Source organism: Shewanella sp. SP1S2-4 (genome assembly GCF_031932075.1).
Classification (GTDB): Bacteria; Pseudomonadota; Gammaproteobacteria; order Enterobacterales; family Shewanellaceae; genus Shewanella; species Shewanella baltica.
Genome location: NZ_JAUOET010000012.1, coordinates 46,438 through 69,403, shown reverse-complemented (window position 1 = coordinate 69,403; position 22,966 = coordinate 46,438). Strand labels below are relative to the sequence as shown.

Sequence of the window (22,966 nt, the reverse complement as noted above, 5' to 3'; positions counted from 1 at the left end):
TCGCCCTTCTTTATGATACGTACTGTGCAAGTTTATATCGGTAGTGTTTAAGCCAATTTAACCCTTATGGCTTAAATTGCGTCACACCCAGTTCATCATCTTGTTTGTGCTTGGCCAGAATTTCAGCCGGACGCAGGCTACGGCGTAGATCCATTTCATCTTCACCGCGGATAAACTTACCGCGCAGCGAGTTAGTATAAACGTCGACGATTTCGACATCCACAAAAGTACCAATGTGTTTTGGCTGACCTTCGAAGTTCACCACACGGTTGTTCTCGGTACGGCCACGCAGTTCCATTGGATTTTTAACCGATGGACCTTCCACCAGAATACGCTGCACTGTGCCCATCATATGGCGGCTGTAGCGCATGGCTTGCTGGGTGATGCGGTCTTGCAGAATCGCGAGACGTTGCTTTTTCTCTTCCATATCAACATCATCAGGTAAATCCGCCGCTGGCGTGCCCGGACGTGCGCTATAAATAAAGCTAAAGCTGTGGTCGAAACCTATGTCTTCAATCAACTTCATGGTGTCGGCAAAATCTTCTTTGGTTTCGCCTGGGAAGCCAATGATAAAGTCTGAGCTGATTTGAATGCCTTCACGGGCTTTACGCAGACGGCGGATGATTGACTTATATTCAATCGCCATGTGACCGCGTTTCATCGCCGTGAGAATACGGTCAGAACCTGATTGTACTGGCAAGTGTAAGAAGCTCACTAGCTCTGGGGTATCTTCGTAAACGTCGATAATATCTTGTGTAAATTCAATCGGGTGACTGGTCGTGAAGCGGATACGGTCAATACCGTCGATGGCCGCCACGAAACGCAGTAATTCCGCAAAGGTACAGATAGCGCCATCGTGAGTTGCGCCGCGATAGGCATTCACGTTTTGGCCTAGCAGGTTCACTTCGCGCACACCTTGCTCCGCCAATTGGGCGATTTCAAGGATGATGTCGTCCGATGGACGGCTGACTTCTTCGCCGCGAGTATAAGGCACTACACAGAACGAGCAGTATTTGCTACAACCTTCCATGATAGACACAAACGCGGTTGGGCCTTCGGCGCGTGGCTCTGGCAGACGGTCGAATTTTTCGATTTCAGGGAAGCTGATATCGATAACCGCTTTGTCACCACGGCGCACTTGCTCGATCATCTCGGGCAGACGGTGCAACGTTTGTGGGCCAAAAATAATGTCGACACATTGGGCTCTGTCTTTAATCGCTTTGCCTTCTTGTGAAGCAACGCAGCCGCCCACGCCAATAATCAAATTGGGATTTTTATCTTTAAGCGTCTTCCAGCGTCCTAGCTGATGGAACACTTTTTCCTGCGCTTTTTCACGAATTGAACAAGTGTTCAGCAGGAGAATGTCTGCCTCAGACGCTTCTTCAGTCAAGGTATAACCTTGGTATTCGCCTAACAGATCAGCCATCTTGGATGAGTCATACTCATTCATTTGACAGCCCCAAGTCTTGATATGGAGTTTCTTACTCATCAGTTGTGTCGCCCTAAGATGACCAATAAAAATAGCGCGACATTTTACCTGCTGTTATGGCTGCTGACCAGCTTTGTCCACATTTTTACCGATTGGCTTTTGCTGAGGGCGATACCCATACAAATGCTAGGTTTTTATTACTCGCTTGTACTTGGGCGAGGTTAAGACGGTTAACATGCTGAGCTTTGGCCATTTCCATCAAGCTATTACGCGCTTGGATGCCGATGTCTTCACGAATTTCTAGTCGAAATGCGCTCAACATTTCCGTGGTATGTTGATATAAGGCATAATCGAGCGGGTCGCGATAGGTCACTGTGATGGTTTCAATGTTTGGGCTCGCGACTGAGTTAGTTGCTGAGCTAGCCGCGATGGCTTGGCCTAGCGGTGCAATGCCTAATATGAGTGCAGTGCCCAATGTAAATGCTGTGCCTTGTGTAAGTGCGCTGCAAATTAATAAGCGGCTGGCTATGGGTAAAAGAGTCAGTGTTTTCATGACATCCTCGCTAATTTATACGGTGGATTCACTTGTTAACTCGTCCAATACGGCTTAGGGCTGGGTGCTAGTTAAGTGAGAGTGTTCAGCACGGATAACGCCAGCCAAATCACAAAATCGCGATTAAGTGATTTTGGCTATGATGCCCGTGCCACTTGAGTTTAGTCAGTGTTGAAACGGGTAAGTCTTGTCTTTGTAAGCAACTGTGAGCAGACGGGCTGATAGCAACATTTGCTCACGTTTGAGTGCTAAGAGACATACTTTTGATACAAAGTTCGTGGCTATCTCCTACATAGGTTTAGCCAATGCTGTCTGGGTAAAATAGCTGGCGCATAGACTTGCGCATAGATAGTGTAAAGACGTCGCTTGGGCAGCAATAAACATGGCAATAAAGGTGGTAACTAAGGTGGTAAGTAAGATGAGCCAAATTGATGAAACAAGTGCACCGATGACATCCGATACAACTCATTCTGACGTGACTCATGTTGATGTGATTCATTCAGACGTCACTCATGTTAAAGGCACTCATGTTAAAGACGCTGAGTTCGATGTCATTCTCGTCGGCGGCGGTATGGTCGGTGCGGCGACAGCAATTGGATTAGCCCTGCAGGGCTTGCAAGTGGCGGTAATTGAATCATTTGCGCCAGAGGCTTATCTAGCCGAGCAGCCGTTAGATGTGCGAGTCTCGGCCATTAGTGTGGCCTCTGAAACGCTGCTTGAACGTCTTGGCGCCTTGGACTCACTGCTGAAGATGCGCAATGTGCCTTATCTTGGCTTAGAAACTTGGGAGCTCGATGGCTGCATCACCCAATTCCACAGCTCGCAAATTGGCGCTAGTCATTTAGGTCATATAGTTGAAAACCGTTTAATCCAACTTGCCCTGTGGCAACAAATGGCGCAATTGGCGGGAATCACCTTATATTGTCCCGATAAAGTGGCGGCATTTACCCGTAATAGTGATGGCGTCAGTGTGCACTTACAATCGAATAGTAAACTTAACGCTAAGTTATTGGTCGGTGCCGATGGTGCGCACTCGCAGGTACGCCAATGGGCGGGGATCGGTATTTCAGGGTGGGATTATGCTCAATCGGCGATGCTGATCAATATCAACACCGCACAGGGCCAGCAAGATGTCACTTGGCAGCAGTTTACGCCTAAAGGACCGCGTTCATTATTACCTCTGCCCGGCAACAACGCGTCGCTGGTGTGGTACGACGATGCCAACCGAATAAAACAGTTAATGCAGCTTAACAACAAACAGTTGGCCGAACAGATACGTTTGCATTTCCCTGCGCGCTTAGATGCCGATTTCACCGTTGAGAATAAAGGCAGTTTTGGCCTCACTCGTCGCCATGCCCAGCGCTACTATAGCCAGAACGTGGTGATTTTAGGGGATGCCGCCCACACTATTAATCCGCTCGCTGGCCAAGGGGTGAACCTTGGGTTTAAGGATGTTGAAGCGTTTTTGGCGGTCATCAAGGATGCATTGGCCCAAGATAATATCTGGTGGTCAAATGAAGTGCTGGCCCAATATCAGCGCAAACGCTATCGCGATAACCAGCTGATGATGACGGCGATGGATTTGTTTTACGCAGGTTTTAGCAACGATATCCTGCCGTTAAAGCTGCTGCGTAATGGCGCGTTAAAGTTGGCAAACATCGATTCTCCAATCAAAAAGACCGTCCTTAAATATGCAATGGGGCTTAATTAATCCTGAGTTGTTCTGCGTTCTGACTCAGTGTGATGACGTGGCATTTGTTGACTTGGGCTTTGAGTGCTAAAATGCCGCGTTTTTAGCAGCTATGGTCAGTTCAGTCGGCGCTTTGCGCGGCTGCCATCGACGAAATAACGATATTGAGTGTCATGAGCGAAATAAAATTAATAGTTGGTCTGGCTAACCCTGGTGCTGAATATGCGCACACTCGCCATAATGCGGGGGCTTGGTACGTACTAGAGTTAGCTCGAATTTGCGGCGTGACTTTAGTGGCCGACAGTAAGTATTTTGGCTTGACCGCCAGAGCCGTATTGCACGGAAAAGATGTCCGCTTATTGATCCCGACGACTTATATGAATTTAAGTGGTAAAGCCGTGGGTGCTTTGGCGAACTTTTTTCGTATCACACCGGAAGAGATTCTGGTCGCTCACGATGAACTCGATTTGCCGCCAGGCGTGGCTAAGTTCAAGTTCGGTGGGGGCCATGGCGGCCACAATGGTTTGAAAGATATTATTGCTAAACTGGCTAACGATAAAAATTTCTACCGTTTACGCTTAGGTATCGGTCATCCCGGTGATAAAAACCAAGTGAGTGGTTACGTACTGGGAAAAGCGCCAGCTAAAGAGCAAGAGCTTATCGATGCGGCGATAGATGAAGCCGTGCGTTCTACCGAGATTTTGTTTAAGCAAGACATGGTGAAAGCCATGAACAGATTACACTCCTTTAAAGCGGAGTAGGTTTTGCTTTGGCGAGACCCAAGTATAAAGTGATTTAATTATTCAGTAATGTGCTGCCATAGGGCAGGACGACTAAACCTCGCTGATGAGTGTGACTCGTTAGCCAATAATCGAGAGAAAGGTAAGCATATGGGTTTTAAATGCGGCATTGTTGGTCTTCCTAACGTTGGTAAATCAACGCTTTTTAATGCGTTAACTAAGGCTGGCATCGAAGCGGCTAACTTCCCGTTTTGTACCATTGAACCTAACACGGGTGTTGTACCTGTGCCGGATCCACGTCTGGATGCGTTAGCTGCGATTGTGAATCCACAACGTATATTACCGACCACGATGGAATTCGTAGATATCGCGGGTCTTGTGGCTGGTGCATCTAAAGGCGAAGGTTTAGGTAACAAGTTCCTTGCTAACATCCGTGAAACCGATGCCATTGGTCACGTAGTACGCTGTTTCGATGATGACAATATTGTTCACGTTGCTAACAAGGTTGATCCCGCTGGCGATATCGAAGTGATTAACACTGAATTAGCCTTAGCTGACTTAGACAGCTTAGAGCGCGCGGTTCAACGCCAGCAAAAACGTGCTAAAGGCGGTGATAAAGACGCTAAGTTTGAAGTGGAAGTATTAGAAAAAATGCGTCCAATTTTAGACGAAGCGAAAATGCTGCGTTCAATGGAATTATCTAAAGAAGAACTGGAAGCCGTTGCTTACCTTAACTTCTTAACCTTAAAGCCGACCATGTATATTGCTAACGTGGCGGAAGATGGTTTTGAGAATAACCCACACTTAGACGCTGTTCGCGCTATTGCTGCCACAGAAAACGCTATCGTTGTTGCTGTGTGCGCCGCGATTGAATCTGAATTAGCTGAAATGGACATCTCAGATCGCGATGAGTTTATGGCTGATCTGGGTATCGAAGAGCCCGGTTTAGATCGCGTTATCCGTGCTGGTTATCAATTACTGAATTTGCAAACCTATTTCACCGCAGGCGTGAAAGAAGTGCGTGCTTGGACTGTGCCAGTCGGTGCGAGTGCTCCGCAAGCGGCAGGCGTGATCCACACCGATTTTGAACGTGGTTTTATCCGTGCTCAAGTGATGGCATTTGATGACTTTATCGCTCACAAAGGTGAAGCGGGCGCGAAAGAAGCCGGTAAGTTACGTGTGGAAGGCAAAACCTATATAGTTAAAGATGGCGATGTGATGCATTTCTTGTTTAACGTATAACTAGGATTAGACAAGCCCTAAACCTTGATAAATTAAGCTAAGTACGAGTAACAGTGTGTTATTTAGCACATCTGTTGCTCAGTTTGGTGAAGTAATAGCCGAACAGCTTAACCTAAGGGAAATAGCGAAAAAAAGCTGTTGACCTCGATACCTCGAATAAGCATAATACGCCCCGTTCCTCGCTGAGAGGGGCGCGTAATATCGAAGTGGCAATGTAGCTCAGCTGGTTAGAGCACAGCACTCATAATGCTGGGGTCGCAGGTTCAAGTCCCGCCATTGCTACCATTTTATTTAAGAAGCATATTCTTATATAAAATAGACGGCGATTTTACTCTAGCATTGATTGCTAGCATCTCTTCAAGATGTAAACACGAAGCTGTGCGGGAATGGTGAAATTGGTAGACACGCCAGATTTAGGTTCTGGTGCCGCAAGGTGTGAGAGTTCAAGTCTCTCTTCCCGTACCATTTTTAGAAACATCGGCGATAGCGGATGTTTGAAACAGAGTTAGTTGGGGTATCGCCAAGTGGTAAGGCACCGGGTTTTGATCTCGGCATTCCAAGGTTCGAATCCTTGTACCCCAGCCATTTTTTCTCAGTTTCCAAGTTGATTGGGGTATCGCCAAGTGGTAAGGCACCGGGTTTTGATCTCGGCATTCCAAGGTTCGAATCCTTGTACCCCAGCCATGGCAATGTAGCTCAGCTGGTTAGAGCACAGCACTCATAATGCTGGGGTCGCAGGTTCAAGTCCCGCCATTGCTACCATATTTAACTCTGTTAAAGTGATTTATCAGAGAAAAATCCAAAGTTGTTGAACAAACAATTTTGGTACATTTTGATGCGGGAATGGTGAAATTGGTAGACACGCCAGATTTAGGTTCTGGTGCCGCGAGGTGTGAGAGTTCAAGTCTCTCTTCCCGTACCATCAAAATGCAATCTTCAGAAAGAAGATTAAACACAGTTTATTGGGGTATCGCCAAGTGGTAAGGCACCGGGTTTTGATCTCGGCACTCCAAGGTTCGAATCCTTGTACCCCAGCCAAAAGTTAAAAAGCCTGTCTTCGGACAGGCTTTTTGCTATTCCCACTATTCGTTTTTACTCTCTGTTTTCGCACTATTCTTTCTTCCGCAGTGCTTCATTTAACCTTTCCCTTTTTTACTCATGTCCCTGTTTTAGCTGGCTTTAATTTCCGTTTTTTGTTTTTATCCAGTGGCTTTTTAAAGCGTAACTTTATAATGCGGTATCGGATAAAGTATCGACAAGTGAATAGGCCTATTCCAGCTTGGGTCCATATATGCTCAGCATTGAGTAAGGCTTTACATGAACTAAGGCCGAGCATTCTCTAGTAGAGTAAATCTGTGAGCGAGCATAAGCGCCAACATAAAAACCAGCGTAACGGCAGGCATAAGAAGCTGGGCTTGGATCAGAATGTCGAGCTGGGGAATTGGCACTTTATAAGACGACAGTGAATACCACAGTGCCAGTGGATTAGGCACTGTGGTGAGCTGTGTTATTGCTTTTTGACTTCTGGCACGACAGGCAGCGATTTTATTTCCGCTGGAACTGCTAGAACTGCTGGCATTGCTGGTGTGGCCACTTTTGCTGCCGCTTCAGTGAGCGTTGCTGGCAATACAGCATGCTCAGTGACAGCACTTTGAGCCGCATTAACTTCACCGGTGGCGACTGCTTTGACGGCATTAGGCACTGCTAACTGTTGCTGAACTTGATTCGCGCCCGCATCTAAGGCTTTTTGTTGTAACTTCTGCGGATCGGTATAGTCGGCTAATTCCTTCGGCCAGCTTGGGACCAGCTTTTGCGCTTGATTACTAAATTGCTCAGAGAACACTGAGGGCGCGCCGCCTTTCATTAGCATGACTGCCATTTGGTTGGTGTCCGAGTTCCAAACCAGACCGGCTTTTTCTGCCATCTCAGGTACAGGAGTATAAGTTGACACTAAATAGATGAGTGGACCTTCCTGCTGGATCTTGTCGGCCGTTTTTAGCAGCGACAGGGTAGTATCGTAATTTTTACCCAGCAATTCCTGCATACGGTTCTTAATGAGTGGCTGTTCGAATAAGCCGACATCATTTGGATCTAAACCGACAAGGGGCTTGAGCAAGGCCCACATCAATTGACCTTGGGGCGACATTAATAAAAGTGGAGCAACACAGGCGTTGAGCATTAACGCGAGCCACAGAATATGCAGGCAGCGCATTTTTTTGAGCAGAGATTTACTCAAGATAATATTTCCTTGGGAGTACCAGCAAGTCGCCGGCGGCGGATTGTAGCCGATTGGCATGAGGTAAACGAGTGGGGGCGTAAAGTAAATTTTATGCCAAAAAGTTAGCGTGAATGTTGGATTTTATCTCTATGAATCTAATGAATATTTACAGATGATACCGTAAATAACTTGCTGCTAATTTAATCAAAGATAATGGCTTTTGAGTGTTAAATGCAGATTTGCCTGTAAGCGGTTTATTTTTCAGTCTTACTCTTCAATCCTATATTTCAGCTTCTTTTTCAGTATTGAATATGTAAAGTTTGTAAACTTTGTTCTATTTGATAATCGATCTCATTTAATCTCGCACATTAAATTAGTTTAATGCAGCTCATTTCAGTCTTAGGCTGCATAGGGAAAGCCGATTCTGGAGGCATTTCTCTTCGGGTTGCTTTTGAGAGTGCACCATTGAAATTAAGAGTCAGTAAGTCGTCTTTGTCCTTTGCTCGAATTATTCATGTTTATGTGTCTATGGCGTTGTTGCTGCTGATGCTGTTTTTTGCGGTGACAGGCATAACGTTAAATCACCCCAATTGGTTTTCTCAAACAGATCAAGAACCTAAACGGGAGCAAGTGCCCATTCCTGCCTATTTATTACCCGTCGATACTCAAGATGCGCAGTGGCGTTTGGCAACGGGCCATTGGCTGAAAAGTGAATGGGCTATGGATATGGCCACTGCCGACATAGATGAAGACGAAATTAGCATAGTCAGCAAAGGGCCCGGAACTTACCGTAGCCTGACGTTGGACTTACTCGACGGCCAAGCCTATGTCGAAACCTTAGATTATGGTGTCGTAGCCGTAGTGAATGATTTGCATAAGGGCCGCAACACAGGCACTGCTTGGGCTTGGATACTCGACCTTAGCGCCGTACTGATTATTTTATTTTCGCTCACGGGGGCTTACTTATTATTGCCTCAAACTAAGCGCCTCAAAAAGTCATTGTTATACATGGTACTCGTCAGCGGTAGTTGCGGACTTGTGTATGTTTATTTCGTTCCCTAAGGAGTGTAGACCGAGTATGCGTCATCTTATTCGTACTGTTGCGGTGAGTGCTTTGTTTGTGAGTTCAGCTGCGTTTGCTGCGCCACAAATGACTGTCGATTTAACCTTGCCGGAAATTACCGAAGGCCAATATCACAGACCTTATGTGGCGGTATGGGTTGAGGATGCCCAAGGACAACCGGTAAAAACCTTAAGCCTTTGGGTTTGGGATGAAGGTCATAAATGGCTTAAAGACATCCGCCGTTGGTGGCGTAAAGCGGGTCGTGACGATATGAGTTTTGTTGATGGAATTGCATCTGCCACACGCCCTGCGGGTCATTACAAAATCGATTGGGATTTAAAAGATGAGGCGGGTAAAGCACTTGAGCCCGCTCGTTATACTGTGTTTATTGAAGTGGTGCGTGAGCATGGTGGTCGCGATCTCGTGCGACAAAATATCGATTTAACCACGGGGGACTTCTCTGTGCAGTTACCCGCCACTACTGAAACTGGCGTTATCGACATACGCTTAAGCGGCATGGCTCGCTGAGCCTTCAAATGAACATATTGCCCGTACATTACTCGTTAAACTTAAGGAAAAGGCATGAAATTACGTCTTATTGCATTACTTAGCACACTTTGTATTAGCCCGTTGGCAAGCAGCCACGACAGATGGATCTTACCTAGCCACTTTAACGTTTCGGCCGAAAGCCAAGAGGCCGTGTGGATCACTTCAGATGTGTCTGCCAGCAATCAAGTGTTTATGATGGATAAACCTTTCAGTGCCAGTGATGTACGTGTGTTATTGCCCAATGGTGAGTCAAGCTCTCCAAGCTCAAGTTATACCGGCGGCCGTAAGTCGGTATTTGACGTGCAATTGCTGCAAGATGGCACCTATAAGTTCGAGAAAGAAGTCACGCCGCGCTACTTCTCCCGCTATAAAGTAAAAGGCAAAGAAGGTTTTGTTCGTAGTCGTTTAGATAAAAATGCAACCGCCGCAGTCATGCCTAAAGGTGCCTCAGAATTAGAAGGTTCTTTAAATGTATCGCGAGTGGAAACCTACGTGACGCGAAATAAGCCGACAGATAAGGTTTTGGCTCCTAAGGGGGAGTATTTGGAATTAGTCCCTGTGACCCATCCTGCCGATATCGTTGAAAATGAACCCGCCACATTGCAGTTTGTTTATGATGGTAAACCCGTGGCAGGCGTCAGTGTTGCGATTATGAAAGACGGCAGTTTATACCGAAACAAGCCTGAAGAAATCGCCTTAACCTCAGATAAAGACGGTAAAGTAGCCATGACCTTGCCAGCGGCGGGACGTTATCTTTTACATGCATCGATTGAACGTCCAAACTCAGACACTTCCCTTGCCGATAAAACCGTTAGTGAGATTTTCCTTACGTTTGAAGCTGGGCTTGAATAGGATTCATTTTCCGCTTAAGTGACTAAGCGTTATAAATGACTGAGTGTTATTAATGAGTTAGCCTTCATAGTTAAATGCCCACAGCCGCAACGTCGAGTGGGCATTTTTGTATTCAGCCTCCCTTATCTATACGGCTTTTTATCAATGTCACCACAATGATCCTATCTGGCTCGCGGATTTAGATTTCATTGCTGGTAACTCCGCTTAAGGTTGGGTAAGCTGCGTCAATGCATTGTTCTTGATGCATCAAAGGCGCATAACGATTAGAATAGCGCAATTCCACCCTCATTTGACTGTGTTGACCTTAGCGTTGGCACGGGTTGCTTTTGTTTTAAAGGAGACGAAAGAAGTTATGACTAAGGTTCCTATGACAGTTGTCGGTGCAGAGCAGCTGCGTAAAGAGTTAGATATTCTAAAGTTTGACCGTCGCCCTAAGATCACTGAAGCCATTGCTTCAGCGAGAGAGTTAGGCGACCTGAAAGAAAACGCGGAATACCATGCGGCTCGTGAGGAACAAGGTATTTGTGAAGCACGTATCCGTGATATTGAGGGTAAGTTATCTAACGCGCAAATTATCGATGTCACTAAGATGGTGAACAACGGTCGTATCATTTTTGGCGCCACTGTAACTATTTTGAATCTCGATACTGACGTTGAAGTGACTTATCGCATAGTCGGTGATGATGAAGCGAATATTAAAGAAAACCTGATTTCAGTTAACTCACCTATAGCCCGTGGCTTAGTGGGTAAAAATGAAGGTGATGAAGTGTCGATTACCACACCTGGTGGCATGACAGATTACGAAATCATCTCAGTACAGTATTTATAATCAGCGAATCGATTTAGCTATAGAGTCTGCTAAGTCGTGCCGAGAGTATGATTTGTGCTCGTTCTAAAACCGCCCTCGGGCGGTTTTTTTGTTATCTGTAAATCCAGTTGGCATGCATGTTTAGAGATTGAGTTTTGCATGTGAATTTAAGATGTAGCTATGGATTTAAGATTTAGCTATGAATTTAAGATTTAGCTATGGATTGAGAACGCGCTTCAGGGTTGAACTCGAAAGATGGATAAAGATTAATTTGTCTCTTGCTGCACTTTTACTTAAGCTGCAACTCTAGAGCTTAATCAGAAAGTTTTATCAGAATTAACTCGGTATTGTGTAATTGATTTAGCACGAGTTTTATTTTAGACCCTAACGTTAAATAGCAAATGCTAAGCATGAATGGGGTTATTTTTCGTTTTAATAAGAGGGCACGCTTTGGTAAAACACTGGCGTACGGGATTGATGTTAGTTTGCGTGGCGATCATGCTGATTGCTCACTCGGCTAGCTATACGCCAAAAACCTCAGTACAACGCAGTAATACAAGTCATCATTATATTCAGACACATACAAATCTTAAGAAAGCGGCTCTAAAACAAACGGCCCAGATGCACACTGTGAGTCTTGATAGTTCAACTCCCGATGCAGAGCCAAGCGCTGAATCTCAAAGTTTGCCCGATGCTATTGCTCAATCGAATTCACATTCTGATGCGCAAACCGTTGAAAGCTGCGGCTCGTTGAGTAGCCATGATGTCCATGGTGCCAGCTCAGACTCAGCATCCCAGTCAACACCTTGTCCAAGCTCAGATTACGTGAGTCATTCGGACGACTTAAATTTTGCCCCAATCAATTCGCCGCGCTTTATTAGTCTTGCCCAACACGATGTGCGTGAGGTGAAGCCGGTCTATGTACTCGCAGTAGACTTTACTGCCGAACCGACACCCGATGTCGTTGAACCTACCGTTCTGGATATCACATCCGACTGGACGCTTTCAGCTGTATCTTCCCCAGCCCGAATTTCCGGGTGGAAAGTCTCAAATCTTCAATATCGATTTAGTCAACAAGCCGCTTAACCCACCTATTTAGGTGTGCTATCGACTGGAGTTCGCTCCCGTTGAACGTGCATGCCATTGCACTTTTGTTCTCACCGAAACCATCTCTATCGCGGTTATATTCGCTGTGATGACTTGAGTTTAACTGGCTAAATTTGCTGGTGCTCAATGATAGGTTTCGGAATGATATCAATATGTTCGCTTAGCTTTGACTCAAAAGTTAGGTGATAAATAGCGAGTTAATCCCATGGAAATAAAACCCAATAAACGGCTGCTAAATCACTATTCAGCTTGGAAATACTTAGTGCTTATCGTCACCATCATAGTGATGTTATTCAGTGCCTTGCCGACATTTTATGGTGAGGATGCCGCGGTGCAAGTAGGCGCTAAGGCTGGGTTAACACTCACGCCCGTAGCCCTTCGAGATAAGCTACAAGCTGAAGGCGTGACGGTAAAACGTATCGACCAAAAGAATGGTGAAACCTTAATTGTCCTCAATGAGGATAACCAACAAACCTTAGTCAAAACCTTGGTTTCGTCTATGGTCAAAGAGCCCAAGGAGTTGACCTTATCCCTTGCCAGTGCGGCGCCAAGTTGGTTGCAAAACTTAGGTTTTCAGCCGATTAAACTGGGGCTCGATTTACGTGGTGGTGTGCAGTTTTTACTCGATGTGGATGTTGAGCCTGTGTATCAAACTCAGGCAGAGGCGCTGGTTGATTCGCTACGTCAATTTATCCGTGAGCAGAAGATCCGTGGTGCCAGCGTCTATTTAGACCATGCTAGCCAGTTAAACCTGACCTTGCCCGATAATGACGCTCGCGCCGTCGTGCGTCAGATGATGAAACAGTCTTATCCCAATTGGCAATTATCTAATGCCGATGGCGCGGGTTTACAGATTAAGTTGAGCCAAGAGGAACAAACTAAACTGCGTAATTTAACTGTGCAGCAAAACCTGCAAGTAATGCGCAGTCGTATTGAAGAACTTGGCATCACAGAAGCCTTAGTGCAGCGCCAAGGCGATCATCGAATTCGGATTGAGTTGCCCGGCGTGCAAGATCCTGCAGCGGCGAAAAACGTCATTGGTGCTACAGCGAGTCTGGCTTTTTTCGAGGTGAAAGAGTCAGGCTCTGTGAATGCCATGGTGCTTAACGACAAGTCGGGTAAGCCTATTTATGTGAGCCGCACGCCTGTACTGGGCGGCGATCACATTGTCGATGCCAGAGCGAGTTTAGGTGAGATGGGCATGGCCGAGGTGAACATTAACCTCGACCGTGTCGGCGGGCAGAAAATGTCTGAGTTTTCCCGTACCAATATTGGCAAACCTATGGCGACGTCTTACAGCGAATACAGCCGTGATGAACAAGGTAAGGCTAAGCAAAATCAAGAGATTATCAGCGTTGCGACCATTCAATCCCAGCTTGGAGACCGCTTCCGCATCACAGGCGCGGGCACTTATCAAGAAGCGCAGCAATTAGCCCTGTTACTAAGAGCGGGCTCTATGACGGCGCCAGTGACGATTGTGGAAGAGCGTACTATTGGCCCGACGTTAGGTGCTGAAAACATTGAAAACGGTTTTGCTGCGCTCGGTCTAGGTATGGGCATTACCTTGTTGTTTATGGCGCTTTGGTATCGTCGTCTCGGTTGGGTGGCGAATATCGCGCTGATCTCCAATATGGTGATCTTGTTTGGCCTACTGGCGCTTATCCCAGGTGCTGTGCTGACCTTACCCGGTATTGCTGGCCTAGTGTTAACCGTAGGTATGGCCGTCGATACCAACGTGCTGATTTTTGAGCGAATAAAAGACAAGTTAAAAGAAGGTCGCAGTTTTGCGCTGGCAATTGATACGGGGTTTGATAGTGCGTTTTCGACCATTTTCGACGCTAACTTCACCACTATGATCACGGCTGTTGTGCTGTATTCCATAGGTAATGGCCCAATTCAAGGTTTCGCCTTGACCTTAGGTCTAGGTCTGTTGACCAGCATGTTTACCGGTATCTTTGCTTCAAGAGCCTTGATTAACTTAGTTTACGGACGTGATGCTAGTCGTCATGTGAGGGTATAACCATGAAAAATATCAATCTAACAAAATGGCGTTATGTCTCCAGTGCTATCTCAATTTTATTGATGATAACGTCATTAGCCATCATAGGTGTAAAGGGTTTTAACTGGGGATTAGACTTTACCGGTGGTGTGGTGACTGAAGTTCAGCTCGATAGAAAAATCACCAGCAGTGAGTTACAACCTTTGCTTAACGCTGCCTATCAGCAGGAAGTCTCTGTGATCTCGGCCAGTGAGCCGGGCCGTTGGGTATTACGCTATGGTGATATAAAGAGTGCTGATACTGAGCAAAGCAATGTCGATATTCAGCAGGCATTAGCGCCACTTAACTCTGAAGTGCAAGTCCTTAACAGCAGCGTTGTTGGGCCGCAGATTGGTCAAGAACTGGCGGAGCAGGGTGGGTTAGCGCTGTTAGTCGCTATGCTGTGTATTTTAGGCTATTTAAGTTATCGCTTCGAGTGGCGACTCGCATCGGGCGCTTTGTTTGCGCTGGTACACGACGTTGTGTTTGTGCTGGCGTTTTTTGCGCTGACGCAGATGGAGTTTAATTTAACGGTACTGGCGGCTGTGCTGGCGATTTTAGGCTATTCGTTAAATGACTCGATCATCATTGCCGACCGTATCCGTGAATTATTGATTGCTAAGCCAAAGCTTGCGATTCAAGAGATTAATAACCAAGCGATTGTGGCAACATTCTCCCGCACTATGGTGACGTCAGGGACAACCTTAATGACGGTCGGTGCGCTGTGGATCATGGGTGGTGGGCCGCTGGAAGGATTCTCGATTGCGATGTTTATCGGTATTTTAACTGGGACATTCTCATCGATTTCTGTTGGCACCTCATTGCCTGAATTGTTAGGTTTAACGCCTGAGCATTATAAGGAACAAGTGATTTCTGATACGCCTTAGTGCTGTATTTTAATTTGTAGTAAAAACAAAGAGGCCACTCAATTGAGTGGCCTCTTTGTTAACACAATAAAAATCAAGAAAAATTACTTTGCCTTTGGCAAAGCAATCTTCATTTCTGGTGATTGACGATAAATCACCAGAATATGACCAATAAGTTGCACTTTTGCGGATTGAGTTTCACGTACTATGGCATCAACGATGGCATTTTTTAGCTCTCTGTCGGCAGAGGCTACTTTCACTTTAATCAATTCATGATAAGCGAGTGCGCTTTCAATTTCAGCGAGTACACCTTCAGTCAATCCATTGGCACCAAGCAGCACCACTGGCTTTAGCGGATGCGCTAGACCTTTTAAATGCTGTTTTTGTTTGGTTGTTAAGTTCATTTCTACCAACTTTTGCTGAGTTACTGTTGAAAAACGGCTATTCTACCCTTATATAGCCTTTGTGTAACTCTCAATTGTTGCGGATTTTAAATGTCAGGTATAAAACGTACGGCCAGTTCTAATCGCTGGATGCTAGAACACTTTGATGATCACTATGTCAAACTCGCCCAAAAAATGGGCTTGCGATCTCGCGCTGCGTTTAAGCTTGAGGAGATCCAGCAAAAGGATCAACTGATTCGCCCAGGCATGACTGTGGTTGATCTCGGTGCTGCTCCAGGAGGTTGGTCTCAAGTGGCAGTTAAATTAGCGGGAGATAGAGGTAAAGTCATCGCCTGTGACATTTTGCCTATGGATCCCATCGTCGGGGTAGATTTTTTGCAAGGGGATTTTCGTGAAGATAAAGTCCTTCAAGCATTACTTACTCGCGTCGGTGATGCTAAGGTTGACGTTGTGTTGTCTGATATGGCGCCCAACATGAGTGGTTCAGATAGTGTTGATCAACCCCGTGCCATGTATTTAGTGGAGTTGGCGTTAGATATGTGCCATCAAGTATTGGCTCCTAATGGCTGTTTTGCGGTAAAAGTCTTTCAGGGGGAGGGCTTTGACGAATACATGAAAGCGGTAAAAGCAGTGTTTAAAGTCGTTAAAACACGTAAACCAGACTCTTCACGAGCGCGTTCCCGTGAAGTCTATCTTGTGGCGACTGGGTACAAGTTGTAGTAACCTAGCGTTAATAATCGCAAGACTTAATGAGGTCTAGTAATTTGAGTGACATGGCAAAAAATCTAATACTCTGGGTTGTCATCGCCGTTGTGCTGATGTCAGTGTTTCAGGGTTACTCCCCCTCTTCTTCGTCATCGCAGAAGATGGATTATTCTACCTTCTTAGATAATGTCCGTGATGGGCAGGTCGCAACTGTTGAAGTTAAAAGCGACCAACGTACTATTGAAGGTGCTAAGCGAACGGGTGAAAAGTTCACGACTATCATGCCGTTATATGACCAAGATTTAATTAATGATCTTGATCGTAAAGGCATCACCATGAAGGGCCAAGAAGCCGAAGAATCTGGGTTCCTAACCCAAATCTTCATCTCTTGGTTCCCTATGTTATTGCTTATCGGGGTATGGATTTTCTTCATGCGCCAGATGCAAGGCGGCGGTGGCAAAGGCGCTATGTCCTTTGGTAAGAGCAAAGCCAAGCTGATGAGCGAAGATCAGATTAAAACGACGTTTGCCGATGTTGCTGGTTGTGACGAAGCAAAAGAAGAAGTCAAAGAGTTAGTTGATTATCTGCGTGACCCAACTAAATTCCAAAAATTGGGCGGCCGTATTCCAACGGGCGTACTGATGGTGGGTCCTCCAGGTACAGGTAAAACCTTGCTGGCCAAAGCCATTGCGGGTGAATCTAAAGTACCTTTCTTCACTATCTCGGGTTCTGATTTCGTTGAAATGTTCGTTGGTGTTGGTGCATCCCGTGTGCGTGACATGTTCGAACAAGCGAAAAAGTCTGCGCCCTGTATCATCTTTATCGATGAAATCGATGCGGTCGGTCGTCAACGCGGCGCGGGTTTAGGTGGTGGTCATGATGAACGTGAGCAAACACTGAACCAAATGCTGGTTGAGATGGACGGCTTCGAAGGTAATGAAGGCGTTATCGTTATCGCGGCAACTAACCGTCCAGACGTACTCGATTCTGCACTGCTGCGTCCAGGTCGTTTTGACCGTCAAGTGGTCGTTGGCTTACCAGACGTGCGTGGTCGTGAGCAGATTTTGAAAGTGCATATGCGTAAAGTACCGCTTTCTGAAGATGTGAAGGCGAGTGTAATTGCCCGTGGTACCCCAGGTTTCTCTGGTGCTGACTTAGCTAACTTAGTTAACGAAGCGGCCCTGTTTGCGGCTCGTGGAAATCGCCGAGTAGTGGGCATGGAAGAATTTGAGCGTGCAAAAGATAAAATCATGATGGGTGCTGAGCGCCGTTCTATGGTGATGTCTGAAGCTGAAAAAGAAATGACTGCATACCACGAAGCGGGCCATGCAATTGTAGGTTGTTTAGTACCAGAGCACGATCCTGTGCACAAGGTCACTATCATTCCTCGCGGCCGTGCGCTGGGTGTCACTTTCTTCTTACCCGAAGCGGACTCAGTGAGTCAGAGCCGTCGTAAGTTAGAAAGCCAAATTTCAGTCGCATACGGCGGTCGTTTAGCTGAAGAGCTTATCTACGGTACAGAAAAAGTGTCGACTGGCGCATCACAGGACATCAAATACGCGACCTCTATTGCGCGTAACATGGTGACTCAGTGGGGCTTCTCGGACAAGCTAGGTCCATTATTGTATGCCGAAGAAGACGGTGAAGTGTTCTTAGGTCGCAGCATGGGTAAAGCCAAAGCCATGTCCGATGAAACTGCAACTATCATCGACGCGGAAGTGAAAGTCTTTATCGACAAGAACTACGCGAGAGCGAGACAGATATTGACGGATAACCTCGATATTCTTCACTCGATGAAAGAAGCCTTAATGAAGTATGAAACCATTGATTCACTTCAAATTGACGATTTAATGAAGCGTCGTGAAGTGCGCCAACCTGCCGATTGGCAAGTGGATGACCATGGTTCTAACGACAAAGGCAGCGGTCATGGTGAACCAGCTGAGAAAGCTGAAGATACTGTGACTACAGCGTCTGCTGAACCAGACTTGAAAGAGCCTGATGAATCACCTGCTAAGTAATTTGTTGTGAGATAAAAGAAAACCCCGTAAAGGGGTTTTCTTGTTTTACCTTGTTAGCAATTTGACTGCGCTGTCATTCATCCACTTTGCCATTACTGATATTTCGCCTCTGACATCAGTCACCTCAGATAGAAAGTGAAGGCTAAAACTAATGACGCAAGTTATGCCTATAGGTAAAATCGTAAATGTTCGTATTACTGGAGTAAATGCGTGTTTGAACTGATTGCTGGCACTAAACGCCTCGCGTTATCTTCGCCCATAGTGATGGGCATTCTGAATGTCACTCCCGATTCCTTTTCCGACGGTGGTCAATATTCTTCCTATGAACTTGCCTGTCAGCATGCCGATGACATGGTGGCTCAAGGCGCAGGGATGATAGACATTGGTGGAGAGTCGACAAGGCCCGGCGCCGCCGAGGTGAGCCTAGCCGATGAACTTGCGCGGGTGATCCCGTTAGTAAAATATGTGGCGACGCACCATGATGTGTGGATTTCGGTTGATACCAGTAAAGCTGAAGTGATGCGTCAAGCTGTCGCTGCGGGTGCACACCTGATTAATGATGTGCGTGCCTTGATGGAACCTGGTGCGCTCGAAGCTGCCGCAGAGTTGCACGTCCCGATATGCCTAATGCATATGCAGGGCGAGCCGAAGAACATGCAGTCTTCGCCGACTTATTATGATGTTATTGAAGAAGTTTCTGGCTTTTTAACCGAGCGGATTGACGCTTGCTTACAAGCTGGGATCCCCCGAGAGTTATTAATACTCGATCCGGGATTTGGCTTTGGTAAAAGCTTAGAACATAACTATGAATTACTGGCAAAGCTCGATTGTTTTGCCAAGTTTGATTTACCCGTATTGATAGGATTATCTCGTAAGAGCATGATAGGGAACCTCTTAGCAAAACCGACCTCAGAGCGTCTTGCTGGGAGCCTTGCTGGCGCTATGATAGCGGCCCAAAAGGGAGCTCATATCATTCGCGTACATGACGTTGCTGAAACTGTGGATATGCTCAAAGTGTTACAAGCGACACAAGCGTATTTTTAAGCATCGTTATGCTCTCGTTAAGCATTTAATTAATATTATGATCCCAAATCATTGGGACACATTTGAGTTTGTGGGGCGATATGAAAGAACGTAAATTTTTTGGAACTGACGGTATTCGGGGAAAGGTCGGTTCAGGTCAAATGACGCCTGAGCTTGCACTGAAATTAGGTTGGGCAGCGGGTCGCGTATTATCCCGCAGTGGTACCAAAAAGGTGATCATAGGTAAAGATACCCGTATTTCGGGTTATATGTTTGAGTCGGCATTAGAAGCGGGTCTTTCTGCCGCAGGTCTTAATGTGATGTTAATGGGGCCTATGCCCACGCCCGCAGTCGCCTATTTGACGCGTACGTTTCGCGCCGAAGCAGGGGTGGTGATCAGCGCATCACACAATCCTTATTACGATAACGGCATTAAATTTTTCTCGACCGACGGCAGTAAGTTAGACGATAACTTAGAGCTAGAAATCGAAGCTGAGCTTGAAAAGCCCCTCGTTTGTGTTGAATCACATCTGTTAGGCAAGGTATCGCGCATTGAAGATGCCCGTGGTCGTTATATCGAGTATTGCAAAGGTAACTTCCCTGCAGAACACACGTTAACTGGGCTAAAAATTGTGGTCGATTGTGCCCATGGCGCAACTTATCATATAGCACCAGCTGTGTTCCGTGAGTTAGGCGCCGAGGTGATTGCCATTGGTGATAAGCCTAACGGGATGAACATTAATGATAAAGTGGGCGCAACGTCCATGGGCAAGATTTGTGAAACCGTTTTGGCCGAAAGTGCCGATTTAGGTATCGCGCTAGACGGCGATGGCGACCGCATTATGATGGTCAACAGCAAAGGCGAAGTCATCGACGGCGATCAGATTTTATATATTCTGGCCTGTGATGCGAAATCCCGCGGCGTATTGCGCGGCGGTGTGGTTGGCACCTTGATGTCGAACCTTGGGCTTGATTTAGCCTTGCAAGCATTAGATATTCCTTTTGCACGTTCAAAAGTGGGCGACCGCTATGTGATGGAATTACTGAAAGAACTCGATTGGCGCATCGGTGGCGAGAATTCAGGGCATATCCTTAATCTTGACCACGGCACAACCGGTGATGGTATTGTCGCGGGGATTTTAGTGTTAGCGGCCATGCGTCGCCAAAATGCCACGCTAGAAGAACTGACTTCAGCGATGGAAATGTTGCCACAGGTGTTAGTCAATGTGCGCTTTGAGGGCGAGCATGACCCACTTAAATCAGATAAAGTAAAAGCGGCACAGGCACAGGTTGAATCTGAGCTTGGCGTACGTGGTCGAGTACTATTACGTAAGTCAGGTACAGAACCTTTGATCCGCGTCATGGTAGAAGGTGACGATCATAGTGCAGTATTGGCGCACGCAAATTTGATTGCGGATGCCGTAAAATCGGCAAGCTAATATTTGCCTATTTTGTAATGAGTGCGGCTGATACCAATTTAAAATTAAGGTGTTAGCTGCACAAATGAACAGAAATCTGCTTTGACGTGCAAAAAATAAGCATTCCAACCTGATATCTGAAAAAATTCGAATTTAGCTATTGTAACTTAATAAGTGGTTCGCTATTATTCACGCCGCTTTCAGAGGAGACAGTGATGGCACTCAGACGTCCTATGGTAGCTGGCAATTGGAAGATGAACGGCAGTGCGGCATTAGCCCAAGAGTTGTTCAAAAAATTTGCCTCTAAGCTCCAAAATGATTCAGCTGAAGTGGTTTTATGCCCGCCTTCTATCTATCTAGAGAGCGTTAGGCAACTGCTAGAAGCAAACAAGGAAGCGTTAGACGGTTCACTTGTTAGGATGGGCGCACAAAACCTGAGTCAACATGACTTTGGCGCTTATACCGGAGAAATTTCAGGTCAGATGCTCAAAGATTCAGGATGTCGATATGTGATTATCGGACATTCAGAACGTCGCCGTATGTACGGAGAGACGAGTAATATCGTAGCGGAGAAATTCGCCGCTGCACAAAAGCATGGCTTAACTCCCATTTTATGTGTGGGTGAGTCAGGTCCAGCACGTGAAGCAAGACGCACCTTTGAGGTGATTGCGGAAGAGTTGGATATAGTGATCCAGAAAAATGGCACTATGGCTTTTGATAACGCCATTATCGCCTACGAGCCACTTTGGGCTGTAGGGACAGGTAAAAGCGCTACACCAGAGCAGGCACAAGAAGTTCATGCGTTTATTCGCAAACGCCTCTCTGAAGTGTCTCCGTTTATCGGAGAAAATATCAGGATTCTCTACGGTGGTAGTGTAACACCGAGTAATGCTGCAGATTTATTTGCCCAACCTGATGTTGATGGTGGACTGATTGGCGGTGCTAGCTTAAACTCTAGCGAGTTTTTAAGTCTGTGTACCATAGCGATGAGCGCATAATATGTATGAAGTTCTAGTAGTTATTTACTTGTTGGTTGCATTAGGTCTGATCGGCCTAGTATTAATTCAGCAAGGTAAGGGAGCTGACATGGGGGCCTCTTTTGGCGCCGGTGCATCAGGTACTCTGTTTGGTTCAAGCGGTTCAGGTAACTTCCTGACACGCACTACGGCGATTCTTGCCATTGCGTTTTTTACTTTAAGTCTGCTGATTGGCAACTTAAGTGCAAACCACGCAAAAAATGAAGATTCATGGAAAAATTTAGGTTCAGACACTGAACAGGTCACACAACCTGTTGAGCAAGGAACCCAAAAGTCAGAAACGAAAATTCCTGACTAGTAAAAGGTGTCGCCGAGGTGGCGAAATTGGTAGACGCGCAGCCTTGAGGTGGCTGTGACCTAACGGTCGTGCGGGTTCAAGTCCCGCTCTCGGCACCAAATATAACTAAGATAGACGACATAAGTTCTCTCTTAGTTATTGCAAGAAATGACGATAGTCAATATACTTGCACACAGTTGACGCGGGGTGGAGCAGCATGGTAGCTCGTCGGGCTCATAACCCGAAGGTCGTCGGTTCAAATCCGGCCCCCGCAACCAGCTCCTAGTAACGAATAGTGTTTGAATTCGTTATGGTTTACAGGTTCTTGAAATTAATGACCTCGTGATTACGGGGTTTTTTGTTATCTGGGACTTTTAAATTTGTCGCATGCTTAGTATGTGGCGTTGTACTAGGGCTATTAAGCCCTTTTTTGTTTTTTCGGGGGTCAATCTTGGCAACGTTAGAATTCAGACTGGCAGAAATGCTCAAAGTACCTGTGGAAGCATTAGGCTTTCAGCTATGGGGCATTGAATATGTTCAAGCGGGTAAGCATTCCACACTGCGAGTGTTCATTGATGGTGAGAATGGTATCAATATTGAAGATTGTGCCAATGCAAGTCGCCAAGTCAGTGCTGTACTCGATGTTGAAGATCCTATTTCTACAGAATATACCCTAGAGGTTTCTTCGCCAGGCGTTGATAGACCCTTATTTACTGCTGAGCAGTATGCGGGCTATGTGGGCGAGGATGTAAAGCTTCAATTGACTATGCCGGTTGACGGCAGTCGTAATTTAAAAGGCGCCATCACTGCGGTCGACGGGCAAATGCTCTCACTGAAAGTGAATGGTAAAGAGTTAGTTGTCGCATTGGATAATATCCGCAAAGGCAACTTAATCGCTAAGTTTTGATGGTTTCAAGGTGAACGAGGCA

The 22,966-nt window shown here is 46.2% G+C and carries 21 protein-coding genes and 9 tRNA genes; 26 read left to right on the top strand and 4 right to left on the bottom strand.

Annotation, left to right across the window (positions count from 1 at the left end; all coding sequences use genetic code 11):
- Window positions 1-64: 64 nt before the first annotated feature.
- Window positions 65-1,489 carry a tRNA (N6-isopentenyl adenosine(37)-C2)-methylthiotransferase MiaB gene (miaB, locus tag Q4Q52_RS12650; protein ID WP_311990761.1) on the bottom strand — a complete coding sequence of 475 codons (1,425 nt, stop codon included), beginning with the start codon at window positions 1,487-1,489 and terminating at the stop codon, window positions 65-67.
- An 85-nt stretch (window positions 1,490-1,574) separates the two neighbouring features.
- Complete coding sequence (locus Q4Q52_RS12645; RefSeq protein ID WP_311990760.1) at window positions 1,575-1,982, bottom strand: hypothetical protein; 408 nt, start codon at window positions 1,980-1,982, stop codon at window positions 1,575-1,577.
- A 418-nt stretch (window positions 1,983-2,400) separates the two neighbouring features.
- Between Q4Q52_RS12645 and Q4Q52_RS12640 the strand changes: the two genes are divergently transcribed.
- The 10 genes from Q4Q52_RS12640 to Q4Q52_RS12595 all read left to right on the top strand — a co-directional run bounded on the left by Q4Q52_RS12640 (window position 2,401) and on the right by Q4Q52_RS12595 (window position 6,692).
- Window positions 2,401-3,693: an FAD-dependent monooxygenase gene (locus Q4Q52_RS12640; protein ID WP_311990759.1), complete on the top strand. Its 1,293-nt coding sequence runs from the start codon at window positions 2,401-2,403 to the stop codon at window positions 3,691-3,693.
- A gap of 152 nt (window positions 3,694-3,845) precedes the next feature.
- Window positions 3,846-4,433, top strand: a complete 588-nt coding sequence (gene pth / locus Q4Q52_RS12635) for an aminoacyl-tRNA hydrolase (RefSeq protein WP_311990758.1) — start codon at window positions 3,846-3,848, stop codon at window positions 4,431-4,433.
- 129 nt (window positions 4,434-4,562) lie between these two features.
- Window positions 4,563-5,654 carry a redox-regulated ATPase YchF gene (gene ychF, locus Q4Q52_RS12630; RefSeq protein ID WP_106651360.1) on the top strand — a complete coding sequence of 364 codons (1,092 nt, stop codon included), beginning with the start codon at window positions 4,563-4,565 and terminating at the stop codon, window positions 5,652-5,654.
- A 208-nt stretch (window positions 5,655-5,862) separates the two neighbouring features.
- Window positions 5,863-5,939: transfer RNA gene (locus Q4Q52_RS12625), tRNA-Met, on the top strand.
- 95 nt (window positions 5,940-6,034) lie between these two features.
- Window positions 6,035-6,119: transfer RNA gene (locus Q4Q52_RS12620), tRNA-Leu, on the top strand.
- 45 nt (window positions 6,120-6,164) lie between these two features.
- Window positions 6,165-6,239: transfer RNA gene (locus Q4Q52_RS12615), tRNA-Gln, on the top strand.
- 24 nt (window positions 6,240-6,263) lie between these two features.
- Window positions 6,264-6,338, top strand: a tRNA-Gln gene (locus Q4Q52_RS12610).
- A gap of 1 nt (window position 6,339) precedes the next feature.
- Window positions 6,340-6,416 (top strand) — tRNA-Met (locus Q4Q52_RS12605).
- A 75-nt stretch (window positions 6,417-6,491) separates the two neighbouring features.
- Window positions 6,492-6,576, top strand: a tRNA-Leu gene (locus Q4Q52_RS12600).
- A 41-nt stretch (window positions 6,577-6,617) separates the two neighbouring features.
- A tRNA-Gln gene (locus Q4Q52_RS12595) sits at window positions 6,618-6,692 on the top strand.
- Between the two features lie 469 nt (window positions 6,693-7,161).
- Here Q4Q52_RS12595 and Q4Q52_RS12590 read toward each other — a convergent pair.
- On the bottom strand, window positions 7,162-7,866 hold the full coding sequence (locus tag Q4Q52_RS12590) for a hypothetical protein (RefSeq protein WP_311990785.1): 705 nt from the start codon (window positions 7,864-7,866) through the stop codon (window positions 7,162-7,164).
- 471 nt (window positions 7,867-8,337) lie between these two features.
- Here Q4Q52_RS12590 and Q4Q52_RS12585 point away from each other — a divergent pair, with 471 nt between their 5' ends.
- From Q4Q52_RS12585 to secF, 7 genes are all read left to right on the top strand, one after another.
- Complete coding sequence (locus Q4Q52_RS12585; protein WP_311990757.1) at window positions 8,338-8,934, top strand: PepSY-associated TM helix domain-containing protein; 597 nt, start codon at window positions 8,338-8,340, stop codon at window positions 8,932-8,934.
- 16 nt (window positions 8,935-8,950) lie between these two features.
- Complete coding sequence (locus Q4Q52_RS12580; protein WP_311988218.1) at window positions 8,951-9,463, top strand: DUF2271 domain-containing protein; 513 nt, start codon at window positions 8,951-8,953, stop codon at window positions 9,461-9,463.
- A 54-nt stretch (window positions 9,464-9,517) separates the two neighbouring features.
- Window positions 9,518-10,336, top strand: coding sequence for a DUF4198 domain-containing protein (locus tag Q4Q52_RS12575; RefSeq protein WP_063883390.1), 819 nt, complete (start codon window positions 9,518-9,520; stop codon window positions 10,334-10,336).
- Window positions 10,337-10,688: 352 nt separating this feature from the next.
- A complete protein-coding gene (greA, locus tag Q4Q52_RS12570) occupies window positions 10,689-11,165 on the top strand; it encodes a transcription elongation factor GreA (protein WP_028761461.1) in 477 nt (158 codons plus the stop codon).
- Between the two features lie 456 nt (window positions 11,166-11,621).
- Window positions 11,622-12,230 (top strand): hypothetical protein, encoded by a 609-nt coding sequence (locus Q4Q52_RS12565; RefSeq protein WP_311990784.1) that lies wholly within the window; start codon window positions 11,622-11,624, stop codon window positions 12,228-12,230.
- A 226-nt stretch (window positions 12,231-12,456) separates the two neighbouring features.
- Window positions 12,457-14,271: a protein translocase subunit SecD gene (secD, locus tag Q4Q52_RS12560; protein ID WP_311990756.1), complete on the top strand. Its 1,815-nt coding sequence runs from the start codon at window positions 12,457-12,459 to the stop codon at window positions 14,269-14,271.
- Window positions 14,272-14,273: 2 nt separating this feature from the next.
- Window positions 14,274-15,176 (top strand): protein translocase subunit SecF, encoded by a 903-nt coding sequence (gene secF, locus Q4Q52_RS12555; RefSeq protein WP_006082726.1) that lies wholly within the window; start codon window positions 14,274-14,276, stop codon window positions 15,174-15,176.
- A gap of 83 nt (window positions 15,177-15,259) precedes the next feature.
- Here secF and yhbY read toward each other — a convergent pair whose 3' ends face one another.
- A complete protein-coding gene (yhbY, locus tag Q4Q52_RS12550; RefSeq protein WP_006082725.1) occupies window positions 15,260-15,559 on the bottom strand; it encodes a ribosome assembly RNA-binding protein YhbY in 300 nt (99 codons plus the stop codon).
- A gap of 90 nt (window positions 15,560-15,649) precedes the next feature.
- On the opposite strand from yhbY, the gene rlmE reads away from it, so the two are divergent.
- The 9 genes from rlmE (at window position 15,650) to rimP (ending at window position 22,944) form a co-directional block, all read left to right on the top strand.
- The gene (gene rlmE / locus Q4Q52_RS12545; RefSeq protein WP_006082724.1) at window positions 15,650-16,279 is read left to right on the top strand and encodes a 23S rRNA (uridine(2552)-2'-O)-methyltransferase RlmE; all 630 of its coding nucleotides are present in this window, start codon (window positions 15,650-15,652) and stop codon (window positions 16,277-16,279) included.
- A 29-nt stretch (window positions 16,280-16,308) separates the two neighbouring features.
- Window positions 16,309-18,282, top strand: a complete 1,974-nt coding sequence (gene ftsH, locus Q4Q52_RS12540) for an ATP-dependent zinc metalloprotease FtsH (RefSeq protein WP_011847519.1) — start codon at window positions 16,309-16,311, stop codon at window positions 18,280-18,282.
- A 210-nt stretch (window positions 18,283-18,492) separates the two neighbouring features.
- The gene (gene folP / locus Q4Q52_RS12535; RefSeq protein WP_311906391.1) at window positions 18,493-19,326 is read left to right on the top strand and encodes a dihydropteroate synthase; all 834 of its coding nucleotides are present in this window, start codon (window positions 18,493-18,495) and stop codon (window positions 19,324-19,326) included.
- Between the two features lie 80 nt (window positions 19,327-19,406).
- Window positions 19,407-20,744: a phosphoglucosamine mutase gene (glmM, locus tag Q4Q52_RS12530; RefSeq protein ID WP_037392637.1), complete on the top strand. Its 1,338-nt coding sequence runs from the start codon at window positions 19,407-19,409 to the stop codon at window positions 20,742-20,744.
- 194 nt (window positions 20,745-20,938) lie between these two features.
- Window positions 20,939-21,721, top strand: coding sequence for a triose-phosphate isomerase (tpiA, locus tag Q4Q52_RS12525; protein ID WP_311990755.1), 783 nt, complete (start codon window positions 20,939-20,941; stop codon window positions 21,719-21,721).
- A 1-nt stretch (window position 21,722) separates the two neighbouring features.
- On the top strand, window positions 21,723-22,058 hold the full coding sequence (gene secG, locus Q4Q52_RS12520) for a preprotein translocase subunit SecG (protein WP_006082719.1): 336 nt from the start codon (window positions 21,723-21,725) through the stop codon (window positions 22,056-22,058).
- Between the two features lie 11 nt (window positions 22,059-22,069).
- Window positions 22,070-22,156 (top strand) — tRNA-Leu (locus Q4Q52_RS12515).
- Window positions 22,157-22,238: 82 nt separating this feature from the next.
- Window positions 22,239-22,315 (top strand) — tRNA-Met (locus Q4Q52_RS12510).
- A gap of 173 nt (window positions 22,316-22,488) precedes the next feature.
- Window positions 22,489-22,944: a ribosome maturation factor RimP gene (gene rimP, locus Q4Q52_RS12505; RefSeq protein WP_006082718.1), complete on the top strand. Its 456-nt coding sequence runs from the start codon at window positions 22,489-22,491 to the stop codon at window positions 22,942-22,944.
- Window positions 22,945-22,966: the final 22 nt, after the last annotated feature.